The organism is Cupriavidus sp. 8B (assembly GCF_054589115.1).
The window spans coordinates 28,692-46,916 of the sequence record NZ_BAAILO010000259.1; the positions used below are offsets into that span (position 1 = coordinate 28,692).

The 18,225-nt window shown below is 66.6% G+C and carries 19 protein-coding genes; 17 read left to right on the forward strand and 2 right to left on the reverse strand.

What is annotated here, in order from left to right; all coding sequences use genetic code 11:
* Positions 1–8: 8 nt before the first annotated feature.
* Both ACYP5B_RS25835 and ACYP5B_RS25840 read right to left on the reverse strand, forming a co-directional pair.
* Positions 9–167, reverse strand: coding sequence for a hypothetical protein (locus ACYP5B_RS25835; protein ID WP_318231648.1), 159 nt, complete (start codon positions 165–167; stop codon positions 9–11).
* Positions 168–210: 43 nt separating this feature from the next.
* Positions 211–393, reverse strand: coding sequence for a hypothetical protein (locus ACYP5B_RS25840; RefSeq protein WP_043356764.1), 183 nt, complete (start codon positions 391–393; stop codon positions 211–213).
* A 312-nt stretch (positions 394–705) separates the two neighbouring features.
* Between ACYP5B_RS25840 and ACYP5B_RS25845 the strand changes: the two genes are divergently transcribed.
* The 17 genes from ACYP5B_RS25845 to ACYP5B_RS25925 form a co-directional block, all read left to right on the forward strand.
* Positions 706–1,500 (forward strand): FadR/GntR family transcriptional regulator, encoded by a 795-nt coding sequence (locus ACYP5B_RS25845; RefSeq protein ID WP_459571591.1) that lies wholly within the window; start codon positions 706–708, stop codon positions 1,498–1,500.
* Positions 1,500–2,528: an L-idonate 5-dehydrogenase gene (locus ACYP5B_RS25850; RefSeq protein ID WP_459571618.1), complete on the forward strand. Its 1,029-nt coding sequence runs from the start codon at positions 1,500–1,502 to the stop codon at positions 2,526–2,528. The genes ACYP5B_RS25845 and ACYP5B_RS25850 overlap by 1 nt, the downstream gene beginning before the upstream one ends.
* Positions 2,529–2,607: 79 nt before the next feature.
* Positions 2,608–3,609, forward strand: a complete 1,002-nt coding sequence (locus ACYP5B_RS25855; RefSeq protein ID WP_400094094.1) for a sialic acid TRAP transporter substrate-binding protein SiaP — start codon at positions 2,608–2,610, stop codon at positions 3,607–3,609.
* An 82-nt stretch (positions 3,610–3,691) separates the two neighbouring features.
* A complete protein-coding gene (locus ACYP5B_RS25860; RefSeq protein WP_459571592.1) occupies positions 3,692–4,324 on the forward strand; it encodes a TRAP transporter small permease in 633 nt (210 codons plus the stop codon).
* A gap of 33 nt (positions 4,325–4,357) precedes the next feature.
* A complete protein-coding gene (locus tag ACYP5B_RS25865) occupies positions 4,358–5,761 on the forward strand; it encodes a TRAP transporter large permease (protein WP_459571593.1) in 1,404 nt (467 codons plus the stop codon).
* Positions 5,758–6,864, forward strand: coding sequence for a mandelate racemase/muconate lactonizing enzyme family protein (locus ACYP5B_RS25870; RefSeq protein ID WP_459571594.1), 1,107 nt, complete (start codon positions 5,758–5,760; stop codon positions 6,862–6,864). The genes ACYP5B_RS25865 and ACYP5B_RS25870 overlap by 4 nt, the downstream gene beginning before the upstream one ends.
* A 52-nt stretch (positions 6,865–6,916) precedes the next feature.
* Positions 6,917–7,672: an SDR family oxidoreductase gene (locus ACYP5B_RS25875; protein WP_459571596.1), complete on the forward strand. Its 756-nt coding sequence runs from the start codon at positions 6,917–6,919 to the stop codon at positions 7,670–7,672.
* A gap of 48 nt (positions 7,673–7,720) precedes the next feature.
* A complete protein-coding gene (locus ACYP5B_RS25880; RefSeq protein ID WP_318231655.1) occupies positions 7,721–9,268 on the forward strand; it encodes a UxaA family hydrolase in 1,548 nt (515 codons plus the stop codon).
* 48 nt (positions 9,269–9,316) lie between these two features.
* Complete coding sequence (manD, locus tag ACYP5B_RS25885; RefSeq protein WP_400094086.1) at positions 9,317–10,528, forward strand: D-mannonate dehydratase ManD; 1,212 nt, start codon at positions 9,317–9,319, stop codon at positions 10,526–10,528.
* A gap of 19 nt (positions 10,529–10,547) precedes the next feature.
* Complete coding sequence (locus tag ACYP5B_RS25890; RefSeq protein WP_459571597.1) at positions 10,548–12,080, forward strand: mannitol dehydrogenase family protein; 1,533 nt, start codon at positions 10,548–10,550, stop codon at positions 12,078–12,080.
* A gap of 244 nt (positions 12,081–12,324) precedes the next feature.
* A complete protein-coding gene (locus ACYP5B_RS25895; RefSeq protein ID WP_318231658.1) occupies positions 12,325–12,828 on the forward strand; it encodes a hypothetical protein in 504 nt (167 codons plus the stop codon).
* A gap of 348 nt (positions 12,829–13,176) precedes the next feature.
* Positions 13,177–14,367, forward strand: a complete 1,191-nt coding sequence (locus tag ACYP5B_RS25900) for a c-type cytochrome (RefSeq protein ID WP_459571598.1) — start codon at positions 13,177–13,179, stop codon at positions 14,365–14,367.
* A 51-nt stretch (positions 14,368–14,418) separates the two neighbouring features.
* A complete protein-coding gene (gene ctaD / locus ACYP5B_RS25905; RefSeq protein ID WP_400094081.1) occupies positions 14,419–16,176 on the forward strand; it encodes a cytochrome c oxidase subunit I in 1,758 nt (585 codons plus the stop codon).
* Positions 16,173–16,811: a cytochrome c oxidase subunit 3 family protein gene (locus ACYP5B_RS25910; protein WP_400094080.1), complete on the forward strand. Its 639-nt coding sequence runs from the start codon at positions 16,173–16,175 to the stop codon at positions 16,809–16,811. Before ctaD ends, ACYP5B_RS25910 begins: the two co-directional genes overlap by 4 nt.
* 33 nt (positions 16,812–16,844) lie before the next feature.
* Entirely contained in the window at positions 16,845–17,528 is a 684-nt protein-coding gene (locus tag ACYP5B_RS25915; RefSeq protein WP_318231662.1) for a heme-copper oxidase subunit III family protein, read from the forward strand.
* Positions 17,529–17,536: 8 nt separating this feature from the next.
* Positions 17,537–17,938, forward strand: a complete 402-nt coding sequence (locus ACYP5B_RS25920; RefSeq protein WP_459571600.1) for a cytochrome C oxidase subunit IV family protein — start codon at positions 17,537–17,539, stop codon at positions 17,936–17,938.
* Positions 17,939–18,018: 80 nt separating this feature from the next.
* Positions 18,019–18,225, forward strand: a 207-nt coding sequence (locus ACYP5B_RS25925) for a DUF2252 family protein (protein WP_459571601.1), incomplete at its 3' end; no start/stop codon positions are given.

Consider the following 18,225-nt stretch of genomic DNA (forward strand, 5'->3'; position numbering starts at 1 on the left):
CGGCGCGCTCAGTGCCGCTGCATTTGCCGGCAGATGCCGGCGCGCTTGCGCTGCTCGGCGCAGCGCCGATAGCGTATGCGGTAGGGGTGGCTACAGCGCCAGATCGCCGTGGCGACGGTGACCAGCAGAAACGCCGCCATCAAGACAGCCAGCAGGCTCAGTGTCATAGCGGCCCCCTTTTTACAAGCAAGCCGGGAACGCTCGAAGCGTTCAGATAAGCAACGGAAGCGCCTCCAGCAAGGCCACCGCCAGCAGAGCCCCGAAGATCGCACCTGCCGCGCGGCAACTGATGCGCAAGGCCCGGGCCGTGAAGGGGATCCCGCCGAAGGCAATCATGCCAACCAGCGCCATCGGAATCAAGAACACAAGATCATGTGACGTGAGGTGCAGCATTGCCGTCTCCTGTCTTTCTGCTTGTGCCTCCAGTATAGAAAGTGTCGCAGGGAGGCCAAGGACGGTGACATTGGGGTTGTCCCGTAAGCTGCATTTTGTCGGGGCGCCTGCGCAAGCCTCCTCGCCGCATTCTTTGCTGCACCCGCCGTGCAAGCCGCTGTCGCCCCTGGCGCGGGCAGGCGGGCAGGCACCGGCGCCCGCGTGCTGCAGTGCCGTATAAATTCCCCTTGTAGAGCGTGTAAAAACTTCCTAAAAATTGGTCAGGCCACTTTACCTCCTGGCCCAAATCATTTTCGAAGATCGCGCGCCGACATGCCCCTGCAGCAGATCGAACCTCGCCGCCTGTACCGCCAGATTGCCGACCAGTTGCGCCGGCTGATCGAGAACGGTGAGTTTCCCGTGGGCGCGCGCCTGCCGCCCGAGAGAGACCTTGCGGTACAGCTCGGCGTGTCTCGGCCATCGGTGCGCGAAGCGCTGATCGCGCTGGAGGTGGAAGGGTTGGTGGAGGTGCGGATGGGCTCGGGCATCTATGCCTGTCCGCCGGAGCGGGCGCGCGCTGCCAGCGTGATGGCCGAGCCGCCGCTGGATGTGATCCGCGCGCGCCAGACCATCGAGGGCGAGATGGCGGCCAATGCCGCGCGGCATGCCACACCGGCATTGCTGGCCGCGCTGGAAGATTCGATTGCCATCATGCAGGAAGAGGCTGGCGCGGGACAGATCCCCGTCAAGGGCGACCGCCTGTTCCACTTGCGGATTACCGAAGTGTCCGGCAATGCCGTACTACAGCGCCTGGTGGCCGAGCTGTTCGACGAGCGCCATAACCCGCTCTTTGCCCGCTTCGGCAGCTACTTCGAGAACGAGTCCAGCTGGCACGCGGCCATTGCCGAGCACCGCGCCGTGGTGGCAGCCATTGCCTCGGGATCGCCGGATGCCGCGCGCGATGCCATGTGCCTGCACCTGGAAGCCTCGCACGGCCGCTTCTACGCGGCGTGGCCCGCAGGCGCGCCATCCGAGCCAGGCAAGCCAGTCGAGCCAACCGAGATAACCGAGCCAACCGAGCCAACCGCAATGCGCCGCAAGCCGCGCAAGCTTACCGAGGAGTCATGATGTCCCTGGTCTGCCATATCCATGCGAGCGAAGACCTGCGTTTCACGCAGGTGGAACCCGCCGCTCCCGGGCCGTTTGAGGTCGAGGTGCGCCTCGGCGCGGCCGGCATCTGCGGCTCCGACCTGCACTACTACTTCCATGGCAAGGTCGGCGCCTTCGTGATCCGCGAGCCGCTGACGCCGGGCCACGAAGCGGCAGGCATCGTCTCCCGCGTGGGCAGCGCGGTCACGCGCGTCGTGCCGGGCAACAAGGTGGCGATCAATCCCTCGCATGCTTGCGGGCAGTGCGACTACTGCCGGGCCGGGCGCGACAACCTTTGCCGGAACATGCGCTTTCTCGGCAGCGCCAGCATCTATCCGCATGTGCAAGGCATGTTCCGCGAGCACTTCCTGATGCACGAGCGCCAGTTGACGCCGGTGGACAGCGATATCTCGCTGGGCGAGCTGGCGTTTGCCGAGCCGCTCTCCGTGGCGCTGCACGGCGTGAACCGCGCCGGCGAGCTGCTGGGCAAGACGGTGCTGGTCACCGGCGGCGGCACCATCGGCAGCCTGGCGGTGATGGCCGCGCGCCTGGCCGGCGCCGCGCACATCATCGCCTGCGATATCGCGGACCGCCCGCTCGAAGTGGCATTGCGGGTCGGCGCCGACCAGGTGATCCGCACCGACCGGGAACCACCGCAGGCGCTGCAGGACCTCGCCGACGTCTGCCTGGAAGCCGCCGGCAGCGGGGCGGCGCTGGACACCTGCCTGCTGGCCGCGCGGCGTGGCGCCCGCATCGTGCAGATCGGCACGTTGCCGGCCGAGGGGCTGCATTTCCCGGCCAACAGCATCATGGCGCGCGAGCTGGAGTATGTCGGCGCGTTCCGCTTCGGGCGCGAGTTCGACTGGGCGGTGCGCTATCTCACGCAAGGCCGCCTCGACGTGCGCCCGCTGCTGTCCGCGCAGCTGCCGCTGGCGCAGGCCGTGGAGGCTTTCACGCTGGCCGCCGACAAGACGCGCAGCACCAAGGTACAACTCACAGCCGCATAGATCCATCCACGCAGCACCTGACTGCCGCAAGCGCGTCCGCGAGAGAGCGCAAGGCCAACCACATCGAAGGAGACGAAGCATGAAGCCATTTTCCCTGCGCCTGCCGTCAACGCTGCTGCCGGCCGCCCTCGTGCTGGCAGCCTGCGTGGCCAGCCTGGCCTGCGGCAGCGCGCTGGCCCAGACCAAGCTCAAATGGGCGCACGTGTACGAGACCTCGGAGCCGTTCCACAAGTGGTCGGTGTGGGCCGCCGAGGAGATCAAGAAACGCAGCAACGGCAGGTACCAGATCGATGTGTTCCCCGCCTCCCAGCTCGGCAAGGAGAACGACATCAACCAGGGCCTGGCGATGGGCTCGGTCGATATCATCATCTCGGGCTCCAGCTTTGCCGCCAAGTCGTTCCCGCGCATCGGCGTGACCTACTACCCCTACACCTTCCGCGACGCCAACCACCTGCTGGCCTATACCAGGAGCGATATCTACAAGGAGCTCACGCGCGGCTACGAGGAAAAATCGGGCAACCATATCGTCGCCACGACTTACTACGGCACGCGCCAGTCCACCTCCAACAAGCCCTTCTCGCACTGCGCCGAGATGAAGGGGCTGAAGATGCGCGTGCCCGATGTGCCGGCCTATCTTGCCATGCCGCGCGCTTGCGGCGTGAATACCTCGCCGATCGCATTCGCCGAGGTGTACCTGGCACTGCAGAACGGCACCGTGGAGGCGCAGGAGAACCCGCTGCCCACCATCGAAGCCAAGAAGTTCTATGAGGTGCAGAAGTACATCGTGCTCACGGGCCATATCGTCGACCACCTCAACACGGTGATCTCGGGCGGCCTGTGGAAGAAGCTCTCCGAGGCCGACCGCAAGATGTTCTCCGACGTGGCGCAGGAAGCCGCCACCCGCGCCACCGCCGACGTTGTGGCGCGCGAGAAGGAGCTGGTGGCGGTCTTCAAGCAGAAGGGCCTGGCGGTCACCGACATCAATGTGCCGGAGTACCGCGACGCGGTGCTGAAGAACGTGAGCTTCGAATCGCAGGGCTATCGCAAGGCCGACTGGGACAAGATCCAGGCGGTGCAGTGACCCAGGCGGCGGGCGTGGCCGGCTAGCAGGCGCCGGATGGCAGATGACAGATGACAGATCACAGTCTTTGCGGAGCAACAACATGGAAATGCGTTCCCGACTCGCCGACGACCTGCCCGCGCAGGCCGTCGGCGGCGAGACCCCAGGCGGTGTGCCGCAACTGGCCACCGTCGCGGAGCTGGCGCACAGCTTCGAGGAGGCGGACGACAAGCCAGTGGACCTCAAAGGCTACGCCGCCGAGGACTGGTTCACGCTGGGGCTGTTCTGGTTCATGACCGTGCTGGTCTTCCTGCAGTTCTTCACCCGCTACGTGATGAACGACTCGCTGGCCTGGACGGAGGAGCTGGCCACCTACTGCCTGATCGGCGTGGTGTTCATCGGTGCGGCGATGTGCGTGCGCAAGAGCCGGCATATCCAGGTGGACCTGATCTACCGCTACCTGCCGCACGCGCCGGCACGCGTGCTGTCCACGCTGGTGGACATCGGCCGCACCGCCTTTCTTGGCTATGCCGGCTGGCTGGTCTGGCACTACATCGTGGTGGTGGGCGACGAGCCAATGACCACCATCGAGTGGAACAAGAGCTGGATCTACTACCTCGTGCTGGCCGGATTTGCCCTGATGTGCCTGCGCTCGTGCCAGGTGACCTGGCAGAACTGGACGCAGGGCTTTTCCATCCTGGAGCGCCCCGAGGCGTTCGAGGCCAGCGACGACTGACGACGACTGACGACCAACCCGGAGCGCGCCGCCATGTGGATCCTGATTGTTTCCTTCCTGCTGCTGATGCTGGTGGGCCTGCCGGTCGCCATTGCGATGGCGGTGGCTTCGCTGCTGTATATCTGGGCCTCCGGCACGGTGCCGGACATGATCCTGGCGCAGCGCATGATTGCTGGCGTGGAGAGCTTCCCGCTGCTGGCCGTGCCCTTCTTCATCCTCGCCGGCAACCTGATGAACGTGGCCGGCATCACCGGGCGCATCTATAACTTCGCCGTCGCGCTGGTGGGCTGGATGCGCGGCGGGCTGGGCCACGTCAACATCATCGGCTCGGTGATCTTCTCCGGCATGTCGGGCACCGCCATTGCCGATGCGGCGGGCCTGGGCACGATCGAGATCAAGGCCATGCAGGACCACGGCTACGAGACCGAGTTCGCGGTCGGCGTGACGGCGGCCTCGGCCACGCTGGGGCCGATCATCCCGCCGTCGCTGCCGTTCGTGATCTACGGCATGATGGCCAATGTGTCGATCGGCTCGCTGTTCCTGGCCGGCATCGTGCCGGGCCTGGTGCTGACCTTGTTCATGATGGGCACGGTGGCGTGGTTCGCCCACCGGCGCGGTTGGGGCAGCGACACGGCGTTTTCCTGGAAGCTGCTGGGCAACGCCAGCATCGAGGTTGCCGTGGTGCTCGCCTTTCCGCTGGCGATCTGGCTGATGACGCGTTTCGGCGTTTCCACCAACGTGTCCGCGCTGATCGCGCTGGCGGTGCTGCTGGCGCTGGACTGGTACTTCGATTTTTCCGCGGTGATGGCGCTGATGGCGCCGGTGATCCTGATTGGCGGCATGACGCTGGGCTGGTTCACGCCCACCGAGGCCGCCGTGGCGGCGGTGATCTGGGCGCTGTTCCTCGGGCTGGTGCGCTACCGCTCCATGACGCTGCGCTCGCTGGCCAAGGCCACGCTCGATACCATCGAGACCACCGCATCGGTGCTGTTCATCGTCACCGCGGCATCGATCTTCGCCTGGCTGCTCACCACCAGCCAGGCCGCGCAGATGCTGACCGACGCCATCCTTGGCTTCACCCATAACAAATGGGTGTTCCTGCTGCTGGCCAATGTGCTGATCCTGATCGTGGGCTGCTTTATCGATACCACGGCGGCGATCACCATCCTGGTCCCGATCCTGCTGCCCATCGTGCTCAAGCTCGGCATCGACCCGATCCACTTCGGGCTGGTGATGACGCTCAACCTGATGATCGGCCTGCTGCATCCGCCGCTGGGCATGGTGCTGTTCGTGCTGGCGCGCGTGGCCAAGCTGTCGGTGGAGCGCACCACCGTGGCCATCCTGCCGTGGCTGGTGCCGCTGTTCCTGACGCTGATCGCCATCACGTATATCCCGGCGATCACGCTGTGGCTGCCCAACCTGGTGGGCAGCAAATGAGCGCCACCATCGTCCAGGTTGAGCTGCTGCAGGTGGACCTGCCGCCGCGCGTGCCGCGCTCCGATGCGATCCAGTCCTTCGTCACGCAGGAAACGCCCATGGTGCGCATCCGCTGCGACGATGGCTCGGAGGGCACGGGCTACGCCTATACCATCGGCACCGGCGGCTCGTCGGTGATGGCGCTGCTGCGCGATCACCTGGCGCCGCGCCTGATCGGGCGCGATCCCGCCCAGATCGAGGCGATCTGGCGGGAGCTGCTGTTCGCCACCCACGCCACCTCGGTCGGTGCCATCACCAGCCTGGCGCTGGCTGCCATCGATACCGCGCTGTGGGACTGGCGCTGCCGCCGCGACGGCCAGCCCCTGTGGCTTGCCGCCGGGGGCGCGCAGCCGCGGGTACCGGTGTACACCACCGAAGGCGGCTGGCTCCACCTGGACGCCGACACGCTGGTGAGCGAGGCCGTGGCCGCGCGCGAGGCCGGCTTTCGCGGCGCCAAGCTGAAGGTGGGCCACACGCGGGCAAGCGAGGACCTGGCGCGGCTGGCAGCGGTGCGCGACGCGGTTGGCGACGGCTTCGAGCTGATGGTGGATGCCAACCAGTGCTTCACCGCCGCCGAGGCTATCCGGCGCGCGCCGCACTATGCCCAGCTGGGTATCGCGTGGTTCGAGGAGCCACTGCCGGCCGACGATATCGGCGGGCACGTGCGGCTGGCGGCGTCCACCTCCGTGCCCATCGCGGTGGGTGAGTCGTTGTACTCGCCCGGCCAGTTTGCCGAGTATGTGCGCCAGGGCGCCTGCGGCATCGTGCAGGCCGATGTGGCGCGCATTGGCGGCATCACACCCTGGCTCAAGGTGGCGCACCTGGCAGAAGCCCACAACCTGTCGATCTGCCCGCATTTCCTGATGGAGCTGCATGTGTCGCTGTGCGCGGCGGTGCCCAACGCGGCATGGGTGGAGTACATCCCACAGCTCGACGAGATTGCCGCCAGCCACGTGCACATCGAGGCCGGCCATGCCATCGCCCCGGACGCGCCGGGCCTTGGCATCGAATGGGACTGGGCTGCGATCGGGCGCCGCACGGTGGCGCGCGCGCTGGTTTCCTGATGATTTCGCCGGCCCCGGGCACGTGGCCGGAACCGCTCATGGAGAATGACCGATGACACAACGACTCGCCGGCAAGCTGGCTCTCGTCACCGCGGCCGGGCAGGGCATTGGCCGCGCCACCGCCGAAGCCTATCTGCGTGAAGGCGCGCGCGTGATCGCCGCCGATATCAACGAGCGCTTGCTCGATGCGCTGGCCGGCCAGCCCGGCTGCACCACGCTGCGGCTGGACGTGACGGACGCCGCCGCGGTGCAGGCCGCGGCGAAGCAGGCAGGCGCGCTCGATATCCTGTTCAACGGGGCGGGCTTCGTGCACCACGGCTCCATCCTGGAGTGCGACGAGGCCGCTTTCGATTTCTCGATGAACCTGAACGTGCGCGCCATGTACAGCATGATGCGCGCCTTCCTGCCCGCCATGGTGGCGCAGCGCAGCGGCTCGATCGTCAACATGGCATCGGTGGCCAGCAGCATCAAGGGCGCGCCCAACCGCTTTATCTACGGCGCCACCAAGGCGGCGGTGATCGGCATGACCAAGTCGGTGGCGGCGGACTACATCGGCCAGGGCATCCGCTGCAATGCGATCTGCCCCGGCACGGTGGAGTCGCCCTCGCTGCGCCAGCGCATCGCGGACCAGGCGCGCGACAGCGGCAAGAGCCTGGCCGAAGTGGAAGCCGCCTTCGTCGCCCGCCAGCCGATGGGGCGCATCGGCAGCGCTGCCGAGATCGCCGCGCTGGCGGTGTACCTCGGCTCGGACGAATCGGCATTCACCACCGGCACGGCGCAGGTGATCGACGGCGGCTGGTCCAACTGAGGCGGCACATCCTGCACGTCCCCTCTCAGCCACCCGCCCGGAGCCAGCATGCCAGCCGCTAACGCCCCCGCCGTCATCCGCATCCATCCTGCCGACGACATCGTCATCGCCTGCCGCCAACTGGTGCCGGGCACCGTCATCGCCGCCGAGGGGGTGACCGTGGCCAGCCTGGTGCCGCCCGGGCACAAGCTGGCGGTGCGCGCCATCGCGGCGGGCGCGCCGGTGCGGCGCTACAACCAGGTCATCGGCTTTGCGCGCCAGCCCATCGCGCCGGGCCAGCACGTGCATACGCATAACCTGGCCATGGGCGAGTTCGCGCGCGAGTACGCCGCCGGCGCCGATGCGCGGGCGACCGATTACGTCGGCGCGCCCGCCAGCTTCGATGGCATCAAACGCGCCGACGGCAGCGTGGCCACCCGCAACTACATCGGCATCCTCACCTCGGTGAACTGCTCCGCCACGGTGGCACGCGCCATTGCCGATCATTTCCGGCGCGAGCTTCGCCCCGAGGCGCTGGCAGCGTTTCCCAACGTGGACGGCGTGGTGGCGCTTACGCATGGCGCGGGCTGCGCCACGGACAGCGAAGGCGAGAACCTGCGCGTACTGCGGCGCACGCTGGGGGGCTACGCGCGCCATCCCAACTTTGCCGCGGTGCTGGTGGTGGGGCTGGGCTGCGAGGCCAACCAGATCGATGGCCTGCTGGCCGAGGCGCATCTCACCGGCATGGCCGGTGGCCCGCGCCTGCACGCGTTCAACATCCAGGACAGCGGCGGCACCGCCGGCGCGGTGGCGCGCGGCGTGGCCATCGTGCAGGAACTGCTTGCCGATGCCAACCGCGTGCACCGGCAAGCCGTGCCGGCGAGCCACATCACGGTGGGCCTGCAATGCGGCGGCTCGGATGGCTACTCCGGGCTGACGGCCAACCCGGCGCTGGGCGCGGCCGTGGATTTGCTGGTGCGCCATGGCGGCGGCGCCATCTTGTCCGAGACGCCCGAGATCTACGGCGCCGAGCATCTGCTGACGCGCCGCGCGGCGTCGCCGGCAGTGGCCGAGCGCCTGCTGGCGCGGATCCGCTGGTGGGAAGACTATTGCACGCGCAACCACGGCAGCATGGACAACAACCCCTCGGCCGGCAACAAGGCCGGCGGGCTCACCACCATCCTGGAGAAATCGCTTGGCGCGGTGGCCAAGAGCGGCACCACCAACCTGGTCGAGGTCTATGAGTTCGCCCAGCCGGTGCGCGCGCGCGGCCTGGTCTTCATGGACACGCCTGGCTACGACCCGGTCTCGGCCACCGGCCAGGTGGCGGGCGGCGCCAACCTGATCTGCTTCACCACCGGGCGCGGCTCGGCCTACGGCTGCGCGCCATCGCCCTCGCTCAAGCTGGCGACCAACAACGCGCTGTGGCAACGGCAGGCCGACGACATCGACATCAACTGCGGCGACATTGTCGATGGTGGGGCCAGCATTGCGCAGAAGGGCGAGCAGATTTTCCGGCTGATGCTGGAGACCGCATCCGGGCGCAAGACCAGGAGCGAGCTGCATGGCTACGGGCAGAACGAATTCGTGCCGTGGTCGTTGGGCGCGGTCATGTAAGCGCATTCAGGCGCTGGGCAAGTCGACAAGAACCACACAGGAGAGAGCATGAAGATCACCGCCGCGCGCGTCATCGTGTGTTCCCCGGGACGCAACTTCGTGACGCTGAAGATCGAGACCGACGAGGGCCTGACCGGCATCGGCGACGCCACGCTCAACGGGCGCGAGCTGGCCGTGGCGAGCTACCTGGAGGACCACGTGGCGCCCTGCCTGATCGGGCGCGACCCGCACCAGGTGGAGGACATCTGGCAGTACCTGTATCGCGGCGCGTACTGGCGGCGCGGGCCGGTGACCATGAGCGCGATCGCCGCGGTGGATACCGCGCTGTGGGACATCAAGGCCAAGGCCGCGGGCTTGCCGCTCTACCAGTTGCTGGGCGGCAAGAGCCGCACCGGCGTGATGGTGTACGGCCACGCCAATGGCAGGGATATCGAGGCCACGGTGGACGAGGTGCTGCGCTACAAGGAGATGGGCTACCGCGCGGTGCGCGCGCAAGCGGGCGTGCCGGGGCTCAACAAGGTGTATGGCGTGTCGTCCGACCGCCTGTTCTACGAGCCGGCCGATGCGTCGCTGCCGTCCGAGCACGACTGGAGCACGGAGCGCTACCTGGACCACACGCCGCGCCTGTTCGAGAAGGTGCGCGATGCGGCCGGCTGGGATCTGCACCTGCTGCACGACGTGCACCACCGGCTCACGCCGATCGAGGCGGCTCGCCTGGGCAAGTCGCTGGAGCCGTTCCGCCTGTTCTGGATGGAGGACGCCACGCCCGCCGAGCACCAGGAGAGCTTCCGGCTGATCCGCCAGCACACCACCACGCCGCTGGCGGTGGGCGAGGTCTTCAACACCATCTGGGATTGCAAGACGCTGATCCAGGAGCAGTTGATCGACTACATCCGCGCCACGGTGGTCCATGCGGGGGGCATCACGCACCTGCGCCGCATCGCGGATTTCGCCGCGATGCACCAGGTACGCACCGGCTCGCATGGCGCGACCGACCTCTCGCCGGTGTGCATGGGTGCCGCGCTGCATTTCGACCTGTGGGTGCCCAACTTCGGCATCCAGGAATACATGCGCCACAGCGAGCAGACCGATGCAGTGTTCCCGCATGCCTACACCTTCGCCAACGGCATGCTGCATCCGGGCGATGCGCCGGGGCATGGCGTGGATATCGATGAGACGCTGGCGGCCAGGTATCCCTATCAACGTGCTTACCTGCCGGTGAATCGCCTCGCCCACGATGGCACGCTCTGGCACTGGTAGGCCAACACCAGGACGCACCATGACCATGCCAAGACTGCATCCCGACACGTTCGCGCAATTGCCGCATGACGTACTGCGCCCCCGCTATCCGCGTGAGCGCCTGCGCGGCGGCATCGTCCACCTGGGCATCGGCGCCTTTCACCGGGCGCACCAGGCGGCGGCGACGCAAGCCGCGCTGCACGCCGACGCAACCGATGCGCGCTCGCTCGATTGGGGCATCGTCGGCGTCTCGCTGCGCCGGCCAGATACGCGCGATGCGCTGGCGCCCCAGCAAGGCCTGTACACGCTGGCGCTGCGCGGGGTGCGGGACGACGGCAGCCGCTTCGAGCAGTTGCAGGTGATCGGCGCGGTGATCGCTGTGCTGGTGGCCGCCGACGATCCCGATGCCGTGCTGGAGCGGATCGCGCATGCGGATGCGCGCATCGTCAGCCTGACGGTGACGGAGAAGGGTTACTGTCATGACCCTGCCACCGGCACATTGAACTTCGGCGACCCGGGCATCGCGCATGACCTGCTGCATGCCGCTGCACCGGTCACCGCCATGGGCTACCTCGCACGCGGGCTGCAACGGCGCATGGCGCGTGGCCTGCCGCCGCTGACCTTGCTCTCTTGCGACAACATCGCCGCCAACGGCGACACGTTGCGCGGTTTGCTGCTGGCCTTCTGCGCACGCGTGGATGGTGCGCTGCACGATTGGGTGGCCGAACGCTGCAGCTTTCCCAACGCCATGGTCGACCGCATCGTGCCCAAGACCACCGTGGAGGATGCCGCGCACGTCGGCGCCGCGCTTGGCGTGGAGGATGCGTGGCCCGTGGTGGGCGAGCCTTTCCTGCAGTGGGTGATGGAAGACCGCTTCGTGGCCGGCCGGCCACGCTGGGAGGCGGGCGGCGCGCAGTTCGTCGAGCACGCGCACCCGTTCGAGACGCTCAAGCATCGCCTCGTCAACGGCAGCCATTCGACCATGGCCTATCTGGGCGTGGTGGCCGGGTGGGCCACCACCGACCGCGCCATCGCCGTGCCGGCAGTGCGCGCGCTGGTGGCGGGCATGATGGAGCAGGAAATGCTGCCGACCCTGCCGCCGTTGCCGGGGCTGGACACCGCGGCGTATCGGCGCGACCTGTTGGCACGCTTTGCCAATCCCGCGCTGCAGCATCAGACCAGCCAGATCGCCATGGATGGCTCGCAGAAGATCCCGCAGCGCCTGCTGGCGCCGATCCGTGAGCGCTTGCGGGCCGGCGCGCCGTTTCCGCGCCTGGCGCTGGGCGTTGCCGCCTGGCTGCATTTCCTGCGCGGCACGGATGAGCACGGCGCCAGGTACCGTATCGAAGACCCGCTCGCCTCGTCGCTGCGAGCCTTGCTGAGCAAGGCCGATGCTGCGCACGTGCACGAAGAGGATCGCGTTGCGGCCATCGCGTCGTTCGCGCCGGTGTTCGGGGATCTCGGTGCGTCGCGTGTCTTCGTCGCAGCACTGGCCGCGCACACGCGCATGCTGCGCGAGCGTGGCGTCCTGGCAACGGTGGAGGCGGCAGCGGGCATGCAGATCGAGGCCTGAGCGCATCGCAAGATCGCCGAAGTACCGAACCCGCCATACACACTGCGCCTTGTCGCCGCCGCACCGTTGCCCGGCGCACACCCGCTGCACTTATTTGCGGGTGTGCAGTCAAACGATCAGGCCGGCGTGTCCTATGCTGTGCAGATACGCGGGCCCAATCAGTGATCAGCGATCAGCTGACTGCAAGCGTAGTTGTACAACCGCTGCGAAATGCCGCAGCGCACCAGCATATCCGGAGGTGGCTATGGAACTTCACATGCAATCGCACCACTATGTGCGCCGAACGCCAGACTGGACCGCGGCGGCGGTGTCCGGCCTGGCAGCAGGGGCGCTATTGATGGTGATCGAGCTGTTCTGGTCCACGATGGTGGCGGGCGTCAATCCCTGGGGCACAACGCGGATGATCGCGGCCATCCTCATGGGGCAGGGCGTGTTGCAGACCTCGTTGTTCAGCGTGAGTACCGTAGCCGCGGCACTGGCGATCCACTTTGTGCTCGGCGCGGTGCTGGGCATGATCCTGGGGGCCATCATCGCGCCATTCCACCTGGATTCGAGCACGGGCCTCGCATTGCTCACGGGCGCGGTATTCGGCATTGCCGTCTACGTGCTCAACTTCTACGGCATGACACGCTTTTTCACCTGGTTCGCCGATGCGCGCGGCTGGCATACGCTGGTTGGCCACATGATCTTCGGCATGACCGCGGCCATTGCCTACTGGAAGCTCGAAAGCAAGGATGTATCTCACTGAGCACGCAAACAGGAGAAGAAACCAGCCTATCCATCAGCGCGTGCCGCAGCGCATCCCTGTTTCTGTTGCCCTGCGGACACGCGGCTTAGCGGTTTAGACCCGCGCATTGCCACTACACGGGCCGTGCGGGCCGGCAGCGGCGGATGAAAGCTTCGGCTTTCTCCGCCGCTTTTTGTTTTGCCGCTGGCGGCGCGGGGCCCGGCCAGCTTCGTGTGGCATGACACTCAAAGCGCTGTCAAGGTCGCCTTGCCGGTGGCGGACCAGATGCACTAGTCTTATCTCAGCCTTGCGTGTAGTTCACGGCCTTTCTGTACGCACTTTCTGTACGCAAGGGGGAGGAGGGTCTGTATGGCGATAGCCATTGCAATCGTGATCATCGTCGTTGCTTCGGTGCTCTTCCATTTCGTGAGCCCGTGGTGGGCGACGCCGCTTGCCTCCAACTGGAAGCAGATGGACGACACGCTGACGATCACACTGGTCATCACCGGCATCTTCTTCGTCATCATCAACCTGTTCATCGCCTACATCGTCTGGCGCTACCGCCATCGCGACGGCGCGCGCGCGGCCTATCAGCCGGAGAACAGCAAGCTGGAGCTGTGGCTGGTCGCGGGCACCACGCTTGGGGTGATTGCGCTGCTTGCGCCTGGCCTGTTCGTCTATGCCGAGTACGTGCGCCCGCCCGCCGACGCCATGGTCCTGGAGGTGGTGGGCCAGCAGTGGCAGTGGGGCTTTCGCTTTCCCGGCCGGGGCGGCCAGCTTGGCACCTCGGACCCGCGCTTTGTCACGCCGGCCAACCCCCTTGGCGTGAACCCGGACGACCCGCGCGGGCAGGACGACATCATCGTCGCCGGCCAGGAAGTCCATCTGCCGCTGAATCGCCCGGTCACGGTGCTGCTGCGCTCCAAGGACGTGCTGCACGACTTCTACGTGCCGCCGTTTCGCGCCCGCATGAACATGGTGCCGGGCACCGTCACGTCGTTCTGGTTCACGCCGACCAAGGCGGGCACGTACGAGATCCTGTGCGCGCAGTTGTGCGGGGTCGGCCACTACAACATGCGTGGCCGCGTGGTGGTGGAGGACGAGGCCGCGTTCCAGGCGTGGCTCGCGCGCCAGCCGACATTTGCGCTGACCATGGTGAAGACGCCCCCTGCGGCGACAGCGGCTGCTGGCGCGCCCGCCGCAGCCGCAGCCGATACGCTCGCCGAGCAGGGCCGCGCGCTGGCCCAGAGCAAAGGCTGCGTGGGTTGCCACAGCATCGATGGCAGCGTTGGCGTCGGGCCAAGCTGGAAAGGCTTGTATGGCAGTACAGGGACCTTTGCCGACGGCAGCAGCGCGAAGGTCGACGACGCCTACCTGAGGACGGAGATCATCGATCCGCAGGCGCGCCTGGTCAAGGGCTTCGGCCCGCTCATGCCGAAGATGGCCCTGAGCGACGAGGAGGTGAGCGCGCTGATTGCGTATATCCGCGCCATTGGTGCGACTGGCGCGCCTGGCGCGGCCACTCAGGCGGGCGCGGCGTCCGGCGCGGCCGCCAGGTAGGTTGCAGGCAGGCTGCAAGCAGGGTGCAGGAAGGCTACAGGAGGGAGTGCAATGGCATACGCCGACGACGACGCCCACGACGGACCGCAGAGTTTCTTTACCCGCTACATCTGGAGCCAGGATCACAAGGTGATCGCGGTGCAGTACACGCTGGTTGCCATCTTCGTGGGGCTGATAGGCGTGGTGCTCTCCAACCTGATGCGCCTGCAACTGGGTTTCCCAGGGCACTTCACGTTCATCGACGCCAACCGCTACTACCAGTTCGTGACCATGCACGGGATGATCATGGTGATCTACCTGCTCACGGCGCTCTTTCTCGGCGGCTTCGGCAATTACCTGATCCCGCTGATGGTGGGTGCGCGCGACATGGTGTTCCCATACCTGAACATGCTGAGCTTCTGGGTCTACTTCCTCTCGGTGCTGGTGCTGCTGTCGAGCTTCTTCGTGCCGGGCGGGCCCACCGGCGCCGGCTGGACGCTCTATCCGCCGCAGGCCATCCTGCCAGGCACGCCCGGCTATGAGTGGGGCATCATCCTGATGCTGGTGTCGCTGCTGATCTTTATCATGGCGGCCACCATGGGCGGGCTCAACTACGTCACCACCGTGCTGCAGGCCCGCACCGAGGGCATGACGCTGATGCGCATGCCGCTGTCGGTGTGGGGCATCTTCATGGCCACCATCCTGGCGCTGCTGGCCTTCCCGGCGCTGTTCGTGTCGGGCGTGATGATGCTGCTGGACCGCACGCTGGGCACGAGCTTCTTCATGCCGGCGATCGTGTCGCTGGGCCAGCAGCTCAACTACAAGGGCGGCAGCCCGTTGCTGTTCCAGCACCTGTTCTGGTTCTTCGGCCACCCGGAGGTGTATATCGTCGCGCTGCCGGCGTTCGGCATCGTCTCCGACCTCGTCAGCGTGCATTCGCGCAAGAGCATCTTCGGCTATCGCACCATGGTGTGGGCCATCCTGGCCATCGGCGTGCTGTCGGTGGTGGTGTGGGCGCACCATATGTTCGTGAGCGGGATGAACCCGTACTTCGGCTTCTTCTTTGCTACCACCACGCTGATCATCGCGATTCCCACCGCCATCAAGGTCTATAACTGGGTCATCACGCTGTGGCGGGGCGACATCCATTTCTCGGTGCCGATGCTGTTCGCCATCGCCTTTGTCAGCACCTTCGTGATCGGCGGGCTGACCGGGCTGTTCCTGGGCAATGTCAGCGTGGATATCCCGCTGTCCAACACGTATTTCGTGGTCGCGCACTTCCATATGGTGATGGGCGTGTCGCCGATCCTGGTGGTGTTTGGCGGGATCTATCACTGGTACCCCAAGGTCACCGGCCGCATGCTCAACGATAAGCTGGGGCACATCCATTTCTGGGTGACGTTCGTCGGCACCTATGCCATCTTCTTCCCGATGCATTACCTGGGCATCCTTGGCATGCCGCGGCGCTATTACGCCTACGACAACTACGCCTTCATCCCCGAGTCGGCGCACGCCATGAACGCCTATATCTCCGTGGCGGCGTTTATCGTGGCGGCGGCGCAGTTGCTGTTCATCTTCAACCTGGCCTGGAGCCTCAGGCAAGGCAGGCTGGCGGGGTCCAATCCCTGGCGCGCGGCCTCGCTGGAGTGGCAGACGCCGGATACGCCGCCCGTGCACGGCAACTGGGGCGCGGAGCAGCCGGTGGTGCATCGCTGGGCCTATGCGTATAGCGTGCCTGGCGCGAGCGAGGATTTCATTGCGCAGAACGCGCCACCCGAGGCCGGCGGCGCCGAGCCCGAGCCGCATACCAGCCACGGAGCCGTGGCATGAACCCGAACCTGGTGTATCGCGCCGGTGCCGACGGCGAGCGGCGCCCGGGCCCCGGGCCGGGCGATGTGGGCAGGCAGCGTGCGGGGCCCGCGCCGGCCAGCATCGGGCTGTGGGTGTTCATGGGCGTGGCGAGCTCGCTGTTCACGTTGTTCATCGCCGCGTACGCCATGCGCATGGATTCGCCCGATTGGCACGCCGTGGCATTGCCGTGGCAGGTATGGCTGTCCACGGCGCTGCTTGCCGCGGGTAGCGGTGTGATGCTGGTGGCTGCGCGCGCGGCCCGCGCCGGACGCGTCACGGTGGCGCACGGCGCGCTGCGCTTCGGCGGGCTGGCCGCGGCGGCGTTCGTCGCTTCGCAGTTGTGGGCATGGCAGGCCCTGCTCGCCATCCACGTGGTGCCTGCCAATAACCCGTCCGGCAGCTTCTTCTACCTGCTGACCGCGATGCATGGCCTGCATGTGCTGGGCGGCCTGGCTGGCTGGGCGATTGCCATGCGCGCCGGGCCGGGCAGCGCGCTGCGCATTCGCCTGTGCGCGCGCTACTGGCATTTCCTGCTGGCCGTGTGGCTGGTGCTGCTAGCTGCGCTCGGCTGGCTCACCCCGGAGTTCGTTCGCTATATCTGCGGCCGCGGCTAGGCGGCCAGGCACATCCTCGAAGGAGACGCGCCAATGTCTTCGCTACCCACTTCATCTGCGCCGGCGGTGACCGGTTTGCGCGGGCTGGTGGCCGACTGGTCCTCCGACCAGCAGGCCTTCAAGGTGTCGTGGGGCAAGGCGATGATGTGGATTTTCCTGCTGTCCGACACCTTCATCTTCAGTTGCTTCCTGACCGGGTACATGACGGTCAGGATCGCCAGCACGGCGCCCTGGCCGAACCCCAGCATCGTGTTCGGGCTCAAGGTGGGGGGCACCGAGGTGCCGTTGCTGCTGATTGCGATCATGACCTTCGTGCTGATCAGCAGCAGCGGGACGATGGCGATGGCTGTCAACTTTGCCTACCGTCGCGACCGCGTGAAATGCGCCTTGCTGATGTTTGCCACGGCGCTGTTCGGCGTGGCCTTCGTCAGCATGCAGGCCTTCGAGTGGACCAAGCTGATCGTGACCGAGGGCGTGCGCCCGTGGGGCAACCCGATGGGTGCGCCGCAGTTCGGCTCCGCCTTTTTCATGATCACCGGCTTCCATGGCTTGCATGTGAGCTGCGGCGTAATCTACCTGCTGATCGTCGCCACCAAGGCGCTGCGCGGACGCTACGACCGCACGGGCAACTACCAGATCGTGGAGATCGCCGGGCTCTACTGGCACTTCGTGGACCTGGTGTGGGTCTTTATCTTCGCGCTCTTCTATCTTTGGTGAGGCACCCCATGGCTGCGTCGACCCCATCTCCCGAAGTGCCCGCGGATGCGCCCGTCGTTGCCGGCTCGCACGACGAGTTGCCGCACGGGCAGCAGCACGGGCAACCGCACGGGCAGCAGCATCCCATTGGCCTGTACCTGAAGATCTGGGCGCTGTTGTTCGTGCTGTCCACGCTGTCTTACCTGGTGGACTACTTCCATTTCGAGGGCTATCTGCGCTGGACCCTGATCCTGCTCTTCATGCTGATGAAGGCCGGATTGATCGTGGCCGTGTTCATGCACATGGCCTGGGAGCGGCTGGCGCTGATCTGCGCCATCCTGATACCGCCGCTATGCCTGCTGGTGCTGGTGGGCCTGATGGCGGCCGAGGCGGACTACACATTCCTCTTGCGCGGGGTTTTCTTCCGCTGAGCGCGCATGCGCGTCTGGTGCGTGTTCCATGGGTGCCATCCGGGTACACTTGACCGGTTGCCCGCCACTATGAGGAACCCATGCACCCAGCTACGGAAGCCATCCTGATCTATAACCATGGCCGCGATCCCGAGCGGCTGACCCGCAAGCTCGCGGCCATCGCCGCCGATCCGTTCGCCTTCCTGCGCGGCACCAACCACCTCTACGCGGCCTCGGTGGGCACCGAGGCCGCGCTGATGGAGGCACCCACCACCTATGTCTGCGGCGACCTCCACCTGGAGAACATG